This window comes from Pseudomonas sp. HMWF021 (assembly GCF_003061005.1).
Taxonomy (GTDB): Bacteria; Pseudomonadota; Gammaproteobacteria; order Pseudomonadales; family Pseudomonadaceae; genus Aquipseudomonas.
Genome location: NZ_QAIK01000029.1, coordinates 5776 through 13607 on the forward strand (window position 1 = coordinate 5776; position 7832 = coordinate 13607).

Below are 7832 nucleotides of genomic sequence, written 5' to 3' on the forward strand. Positions count from 1 at the left end.
CTGACGCGCTGGCCTTCCAGGTGCGGGGCAATACCCCGGCGGGTGGTTTCGACTTCCGGCAATTCAGGCATGGTGTCCTCGAATCAATGCGCGCCGAGGTCGCGGATCGTCTGTTTGAGGGTTTCAAAATCGTAGTCCGACAGGCCCACGTAATCGAGAATCAGCGCGCCGATGCTGTTCCATTCGTGGTCTTCGGTCTGGTTGCCCAATACCCGATACGACGCACAGATGTGCTCGGCCATTTTCAGGATCGCCAACAGGTTCTTCATCTGGCTGTTGCGCGAGGATTCATCGCTGAAAATCGCCAGCGCATTGTGGTGATTGGCGATCGCCGTGCTGACGTGCTCAGGCAGGCGCCACGACTTGGCGGTGTAGTAACCGACCACCGAATGGTTGGTGTTGAATTCGGCGTTTTCGGTGTCCACCACCCGGCACTCGGCGCTGGCATTGGCGTAGGCTTTTTCCAGCACCGTCATGTAATTGGGGAACCGTTGCAGCATCAATGGCACGCCACAATCGTGGAACAGGCCCAGCGCGTAGGCCTCATCGCCCGCCTGGGTGCCGATGCGCTTGGCCAGGGTCAGACAGGTCATCGCCACGTCCTGGGCGGTGTCCCAGAAGCGGTTGAGAGTGACGATAGTGTCGTCGTTCATCTCGCCCTTGATCGACTGCGCGTTGATCAGGTTGATGATCGAGCGACTGCCCAACAGGTTCACCGCGCGCTGGATCGAAGTGATCTTGTTGCTCAGGCCGTAGTAAGGCGAATTGACGATTTTCAGCAGAGAGCCGGACAAACCGGGATCCTGGGAGATCAGCTTGGCGATCACCTCCAGGTCCGGGTCGGGCATGTATTGCTCCATTTGCAGATCCACCATGATCTGCGGCTGCGCGGGCACGCTGATGCCTTGCAGGGATTGTTGAATCTGTTCGGTGGTCAGCTCTTGGGACATAAGTACACACTCTGGGACAGGCGGCGATTCTAACCCCTAAAAACCGCACGACGACACACCAGTGGGCAATTGTCAGGAACTTTCATTCACGCGCCGGCTTCGGACTTTGTAATGCCGAGCGGACAATCGAGTGCCGGCTCGGCGGCAAATTCCCGCAGACACAGGAGCTTATCGATGACCACTTCCCTCAACGGCAAGCGCGTCGCCATTCTGGTAACAGACGGTTTCGAACAGGTCGAATTGACCGGTCCCAAGCAGGCACTGGAGCAGGCCGGTGCTCAGGTCGACATCCTTTCCGCCGAAGCCGGCAAGGTCAAAGGCTGGAACCACGACAAACCGGCGGACGACTTCAAGGTCGACCAGACGTTTCAAGGCGCCAGCAGCGAGCAGTACGACGCCATCGTCCTGCCGGGTGGCGTGCAGAACTCCGACACCATCCGCATCGACCAGGACGCCCAGCACCTGGTCAAGACCGGTGCTTCGGCCGGCAAACCGATTGCGGTGATCTGCCATGGCAGCTGGCTGCTGATTTCCGCCGGGCTGGTCAATGGCAAGACCATGACCAGCTTCAAGACACTCAAGGACGATCTGGTCAATGCCGGCGCCAACTGGGTCGACAAGGAAGTGGTCAAGGACGGGCACCTGATCAGCAGCCGTCAGCCGGATGATATTCCGGCGTTCAACAAGGAGTTGATCAGCGCCCTGTCAGCCTGATCTGTGGGCTAGTGAATTCATGTGGTGAGGGGATTTATGTGGCGAGGGGATTTATCCCCGATGGACAGCGCAGCTGTCCCAAATCGATTCACGCGGTCAGTCAGAAAACTGCGTTCGGGGTTTGCGGCTGCTGCGCAGCTGATCGGGGATGAATCCCCTCGCCACAGATAAATCCCCTCGCCACAGATGGATTCCTTCTTCACTGATTGCCCTTGCCGCATATCCACTCACCAGCCAATCAGGCCGAGCAACACGGTATACTCCCGCTCTTTTTTCCGGAGCGACGTCATGTCCCTGCCTAGCCTGCGCCTCAAAGCCAACGCCGACCGTCGCCTGCGCAACGGCCACTTGTGGGTCTACAGCAACGAAATCGATGTGGCTGCCACGCCACTGCACGGCTTCAAGGCCGGCGATCAGGCGATCCTCGAAGCTGCCGGCGGCAAGCCGCTGGGCATCGTCGCCATGAGCCCGAACAACCTGATCTGCGCCCGTCTGCTGTCGCGCGACATCAAGCTGCAACTGGACAAATCGCTGCTGGTGCACCGCCTGAACGTGGCCCTGTCGCTGCGCGAGCGCCTGTTCGACAAGCCGTTCTACCGCCTGGTCTACGGCGATTCCGACCTGCTGCCAGGTCTGGTGGTTGACCGTTTCGGCGACATCCTCGTGGTGCAGATTGCCTCGGCGACCATGGAAGCGCACAAGGATGACGTGATCGCCGCACTGACCCAAGTGCTCAAGCCAAGCGGCATCCTGTTCAAGAACGATTCCGCCGCCCGTGATGCCGAAGGCCTCAACCGCTACGTCGAAACCGTGTTCGGCCTGGTGCCGGAGTGGGTCGCCCTGGAAGAGAACGGCGTGAAGTTCGAAGCGCCGGTCATTGGCGGCCAAAAAACCGGCTGGTTCTACGACCACCGCATGAACCGCGCCCGCCTCGCCCCTTACGCCAAAGGCAAACGCGTCCTCGACCTCTATAGCTACATCGGTGGCTGGGGCGTGCAGGCGGCGGCGTTCGGCGCCAGCGAAGTGTTCTGCGTCGACGCATCGGGCTTCGCCCTCGATGGCGTTGAGCGTAACGCCGCGCTGAACGGCTTCGCCGACAAGATGACCTGCATCGAAGGCGACGTCTTCGAAGCCTTGAAGGAACTGAAGGCCAGCGAAGAGCGCTTCGACGTGATCGTTGCCGACCCGCCGGCGTTCATCAAGCGCAAGAAAGACATGAAAAATGGTGAAGGCGCCTACCGTCGCCTGAACGAGCAAGCCATGCGCCTGCTCACCAAGGACGGCATCCTGGTCAGCGCTTCGTGCTCCATGCACCTGCCGGAAGATGATCTGCAGAACATCCTCCTGACCAGCGCCCGTCATCTGGACCGCAACATTCAGTTGCTCGAGCGCGGCGGTCAGGGCCCGGACCACCCGGTACACCCGGCAATCGCCGAGACCCGCTACATCAAGAGCATCACCTGCCGTCTGCTGCCCAACAGCTGATTGGTCAATGAAACGGGGAGCCCACGGGCTTCCCGTTTGCATTTCGGCGATGCAATGTCGTCGAATCTCCAGCCCTTTTCCTACAACTAACTTCCTATGCGCATGCAGGACATTTCTCTGCGCGATCAATTTAACAAGTTAAAACTTACAAATTCGTTTTAGCAGCACACCCGCTCCGACAAAATTAATAGAAATTTCCTACTTAAGTATCGCTTGCGAATAATTCATTACAACCTATTATTAAGTTGTCACCACGACGGTGACATCCACTCTCAATGAACAAGGAGTTCATACTTATGAAAGCAATTACTCTGGAAACCAACAAAATCGCAAACCTGGCATTTCTGGTTGCGCCTAAAGCCCGCTAAGTAAGTCGGAACGCTGGGGAGTGCCGGCCCTCCAGCGTTCTATCGCCTATTTCCAGAGTGAATACTCAAACATGCATATAAACCCCTACTTATTCATATTGCCGCGCACTCCCGGACAAATAGTCTGGAATTACAAGACCCATACTCAATACGAGCTGGACCTGACCTATTCGCAACGACTTGCCCAACTTATAAACAACCCGAATACGTTCGAACCGCACAACATAATAGACGCACACTTTCTAAGTGCGGGCATATTAACCGTTTCAAAAATAGACAGCCCGCCATGGGGCTGGGATGAACTGTCGAAGATCTATCATATCGGCACCCAGAACATTCCCTGCGAGCAACTCCCCCAGAATATTCATGAGTGGTCCAGACAATACCTGGATCACTGCAACGAAGTGCTGAACACTCCCGCACCGAGAATGGAGCGCCCGGTTAACCAGAGCGAACCTCTGATTGCCCTGCCCGCCTCCGCCGCGTTGACCGTCGCCAGCCTGGGCAACGTCCTGCGCCTGCGTAAAACCTGCCGCTCCTTTACCGGCACAGCGATCCCGCTCGCGGATGTGGGCACCTTGCTGTATCTCTCGCTGGGTTTTCTTCACGACCGCAACAACGACCACGACAACAGCATTGCCGAGGGTCTCGGCGCCCGGCGCAGCAGTCCTTCGGGTGGCGGGCTGAATGCCTGTGAAGGCTTTCTTCTGGCCCGAAACATCGAAGGTCTGGAATCGGGCATCTATGCCTATCACCCGGCAGAACACGCACTCAGCCGGGTCAATCCATTGCCCGAAGCCGCGCTCGGCCATTTACTGGCGGGCCAGCACTTTATCAACAACCTGCCGCTGGGCCTGTTCATCACCGCCCGCTTCGACAAGCTATGGTGGAAATATGAACACTCACGGGCATACCGCATGGCCTTCGTCGAGGCCGGTCACCTGTCGCAGACCTTTCAACTCGTGGCCACGGCACTGGGTCTGGGGACATGGCTGACCGGGGCGTTTACCGATCATCAGGTTGAAACACTGCTCAAAATCGAGGGCAGCGCCGAGCAACCGTTGTTTTTTGTTGGCTGCGGAGCCAGTGACAGGCAGGCGATGTGCCGGGAAATGCGTGACCTGCTGCAGGAGACGCCTGCATGAGTGCGCCCAGCCCGGATCACCCCGCAGCACCGCAATCGCACAAGCTTCGCTTCACGCTTGGCGATTGGGACAACCACGCTTCGGTACGTACCAGCCGGCACACCTATCAGTTGCCGGAAGACCTGCAGTGCCAGCTCCAGACCCGTTTCTGGTTTCCGCCATCCTTCCTGCCGTACCTGTCCCATCCCGCCATCGAGGCTGCGGGCAGCAAGGTCATGCATCGACTGGCAGCCCATCATCTGGTGCATTTTCTCGACTACACCACACTGCTCGAACACCGCATCGTCAACCGCGCCGTCGAAACCATCATTCACGGCGAGTTGCCCACCCACATTCCCCAGCACATGAAAACCGCCGCGCTGCAGCTCTACACCGATGAGGGTTATCACGCACTGTTCTCATATCGGTTGGCCGAACAGATTGCCGATCTGCACGGTTTCACCGGACGCCCGGTGATGCCTCTGCGCATTACGCGCCTGAGCGGCCAGATTGCCCGTACGCCACAGAGCAAGCGTCCGCTGACATGGTTTCTGATCGGCTTCGTTTCCGAAACGATCATTGCCCGGGAGCTGCTGGACGTGTGCAGGGAAACGCTGGTCAGCAGCGTGAATGACATGTTGCGTGATCACCTCGCCGACGAAGCGCGCCATAGCCGTTTTTTTTCCGAAATTTTCCACTATCTCTGGCTGACCCTGAACAGCCGCCAACGTGCTTTCGCCGCCAGAACCCTCCTGGAGACCTTGACGATCTTTTTTGAAGTCGATGAAAAATGGCTGCACCAGAGTCTGCGCCGAGCAGGCATAGGCGATAGCGCAATCAGAGAGATCCTCGACAAACTGGGCAACGAGCAAGCCAGCCGCCAGCGTGCAAGATCCGGCGCCACGGCTACGCTTGCCGCACTCGACAAAGCCGGTTTTTTCGCACATCCCAACAATCGCAAATTGTTCGCCAAGGCAGGACTGATCGATGCGTGAAGAAGCAACGGTTGCAAGTACCCGACAGCGACGCGGAGCGGTCAGCCTGCTACTGGCCATGGTGTTACTGGGGGTGTTTCCGCTGGATGTCCTGCTGCCGTCGTTCCCGGCGCTGGCCGAACATTTCGCCAGCACTCAGGCCGACATTGCGCTGTCGATCAGCCTGTTCGCCGTGGGTATTGCCTTTGCCCAGCTGCTGATCGGGCCGCTGTCCGACGTCATCGGGCGCAAGGGCTTGTTACTTGCAGGCATGGGCGTCTCGATTCTCGGCGCCACCGGCTGCGTACTGACCAGCGACTACACGCTGTTCATGGCTTTTCGCATTGTGCAGGCCATGGGCTGTGGCTGTTTCGTGCTATCGCAGGCACTGGTGCAGGATCTGTTCGAAGGCGAAGAGCGTGATCGCCTGCGGATTCTATTGGTTACTGCCACCGGGGTATTCATCTCCGTATCACCACTGGCCGGAACCGTTCTGCAGGCAACCCTGGGCTGGCGCGGCAGCTTCTGGCTATTCATCGCACTGGCGGCTGTGGTGATGCTCAAGGCCTGGCTGTTTCTGGACAACAGTCGGCCCGTCGTCAGAAATACACCGGTCAATTTTCTCCAGGCATACCGGCGAGTGCTGACGGATTTCGAGTTCGTTGCCTTCTGGCTGATCTCGGCTTTCGCATTCGCCTGCCACTTCTCGTTCATTGTCGTTTCGCCGTTGATCTTCATGGATCAATTGCAACTGTCGGCCTACCACTTCTCGCTGATTCTGCTGATCTACGGAGCGGCCTATGTCGGGGGGGGCGTCGCCGCCACCCTGCTGAGCCGGCGAATTTCGCCCGGACAACAAATGGTGGTCGGGTTAAGCCTGATCCTGCTGGCGGGGCTGGTGATGCTGTTCATGGCCAGATACCTGGCGCTTTCGGCGGCCGCAGTGCTGATTCCGATGCTGATCTGCACTGCGGGCACCACCATCGCACGCCCGGCAGCCACTTCGCGGGCCATGGAGCTGTTCCCCAGGAACGCCGGCACCTCGGCCTCCGCCGGCAGTACGATCATCTTCATTTGTGGCGGACTGATCAGCGCCCTCGTCAGCCTGAGCCCAAACAATCTGCAGGCCACCCTCGGGTACTGGTTTGTCCTGCTCAGCTGCATCGCGCTGGCCTTGAACAGACGCATCAGCCATCGCGCCAGCCTGCTCCAGGCCAGAGACATGGCAGCATCCGGCAGTGAGTGAACCTGCCAGTCGTCCTGCAATTCGAACCGTCGGCGCTGGAACAGTGCTTTGCGCCATTCCCTCCAGACGCCAGCGGTGTAGAATCGGCTGATTCATCGCCATTCATCCCCCGGCGGGTTTATGAGCTCAGGCTGAGGCAAGCGGCGATCCCGCAAAGTCATCGGCAGCATCCAGGACACACGGCCATTTCTGAGTGTTCCAGACGTCAATAGAAGCTCACTCCCCTTTTGATACCTGATTAGCCGCCCGGAGTGTTTCATGCCAGATTACCGTTCGAAAACATCCACCCATGGCCGCAACATGGCCGGCGCCCGCGCACTGTGGCGCGCCACCGGGATGAAAGATGACGACTTCAAGAAGCCGATCATCGCCATTGCCAACTCCTTCACCCAGTTCGTGCCGGGCCACGTGCACCTCAAGGACCTCGGTCAACTGGTTGCCCGGGAAATCGAACGTGCCGGTGGCGTCGCGAAAGAATTCAACACCATCGCCGTGGATGACGGCATCGCCATGGGTCACGACGGCATGCTGTATTCGCTGCCGAGCCGCGAGATCATCGCCGACTCCGTCGAATACATGGTCAACGCCCACTGTGCAGACGCGATCGTCTGCATCTCCAACTGCGACAAGATCACCCCGGGCATGCTGATGGCCGCCCTGCGCCTGAACATTCCGGTGATCTTTGTGTCCGGCGGCCCGATGGAAGCCGGCAAGACCAAACTCGCGTCCCACGGCCTCGACCTCGTCGACGCCATGGTGATCGCCGCCGACTCCAGCGCTTCTGACGAGAAAGTCGCTGAATACGAGCGTAGCGCCTGCCCGACCTGCGGTTCGTGCTCCGGCATGTTCACCGCCAACTCGATGAACTGCCTGACCGAAGCGCTCGGCCTGGCATTGCCGGGTAACGGTTCGACCCTGGCCACCCACAGTGATCGCGAGCAGCTGTTCCTGCAGGCCGGCCGCACCATCGT

The 7832-nt window shown here is 58.9% G+C and carries 8 protein-coding genes; 6 read left to right on the plus strand and 2 right to left on the minus strand.

What is annotated here, in order from left to right; translation table 11 throughout:
* Together DBR18_RS28630 and DBR18_RS03010 are read right to left on the minus strand one after the other, a co-directional pair.
* Positions 1-71: DNA-formamidopyrimidine glycosylase family protein (locus tag DBR18_RS28630; RefSeq protein ID WP_371921062.1), on the minus strand; the 71-nt coding region annotated here is incomplete at its 3' end.
* Between the two features lie 12 nt (positions 72-83).
* Positions 84-896, minus strand: coding sequence for an HDOD domain-containing protein (locus DBR18_RS03010; protein ID WP_177482336.1), 813 nt, complete (start codon positions 894-896; stop codon positions 84-86).
* Between the two features lie 228 nt (positions 897-1124).
* Between DBR18_RS03010 and DBR18_RS03015 the strand changes: the two genes are divergently transcribed.
* The 6 genes from DBR18_RS03015 to DBR18_RS28635 all read left to right on the plus strand — a co-directional run.
* The gene (locus DBR18_RS03015; protein WP_108589197.1) at positions 1125-1664 is read left to right on the plus strand and encodes a type 1 glutamine amidotransferase domain-containing protein; all 540 of its coding nucleotides are present in this window, start codon (positions 1125-1127) and stop codon (positions 1662-1664) included.
* Between the two features lie 288 nt (positions 1665-1952).
* Positions 1953-3149: a class I SAM-dependent rRNA methyltransferase gene (locus DBR18_RS03020; protein ID WP_108589198.1), complete on the plus strand. Its 1197-nt coding sequence runs from the start codon at positions 1953-1955 to the stop codon at positions 3147-3149.
* A 439-nt stretch (positions 3150-3588) separates the two neighbouring features.
* Positions 3589-4662: a SagB family peptide dehydrogenase gene (locus DBR18_RS03025; RefSeq protein WP_108589199.1), complete on the plus strand. Its 1074-nt coding sequence runs from the start codon at positions 3589-3591 to the stop codon at positions 4660-4662.
* Positions 4659-5636 carry a diiron oxygenase gene (locus DBR18_RS03030; protein ID WP_108589200.1) on the plus strand — a complete coding sequence of 326 codons (978 nt, stop codon included), beginning with the start codon at positions 4659-4661 and terminating at the stop codon, positions 5634-5636. The genes DBR18_RS03025 and DBR18_RS03030 overlap by 4 nt, the downstream gene beginning before the upstream one ends.
* The gene (locus tag DBR18_RS03035; protein WP_108589201.1) at positions 5629-6861 is read left to right on the plus strand and encodes an MFS transporter; all 1233 of its coding nucleotides are present in this window, start codon (positions 5629-5631) and stop codon (positions 6859-6861) included. Before DBR18_RS03030 ends, DBR18_RS03035 begins: the two co-directional genes overlap by 8 nt.
* A 258-nt stretch (positions 6862-7119) precedes the next feature.
* On the plus strand, positions 7120-7832 hold a 713-nt coding region (locus DBR18_RS28635; protein ID WP_256588503.1), incomplete at its 3' end, for a dihydroxy-acid dehydratase.

Excerpts from the sequence above, each read along its gene's own strand:
- DBR18_RS03015 (WP_108589197.1), top strand. The coding sequence starts at position 1,125 with ATGACCACTTCCCTCAACGGCAAGCGCGTCGCCATTCTGGTAACAGAC.
- DBR18_RS03020 (WP_108589198.1), top strand. The coding sequence starts at position 1,953 with ATGTCCCTGCCTAGCCTGCGCCTCAAAGCCAACGCCGACCGTCGCCTG.
- DBR18_RS03025 (WP_108589199.1), top strand. The coding sequence starts at position 3,589 with ATGCATATAAACCCCTACTTATTCATATTGCCGCGCACTCCCGGACAA.
- DBR18_RS03030 (WP_108589200.1), top strand. The coding sequence starts at position 4,659 with ATGAGTGCGCCCAGCCCGGATCACCCCGCAGCACCGCAATCGCACAAG.
- DBR18_RS03035 (WP_108589201.1), top strand. The coding sequence starts at position 5,629 with ATGCGTGAAGAAGCAACGGTTGCAAGTACCCGACAGCGACGCGGAGCG.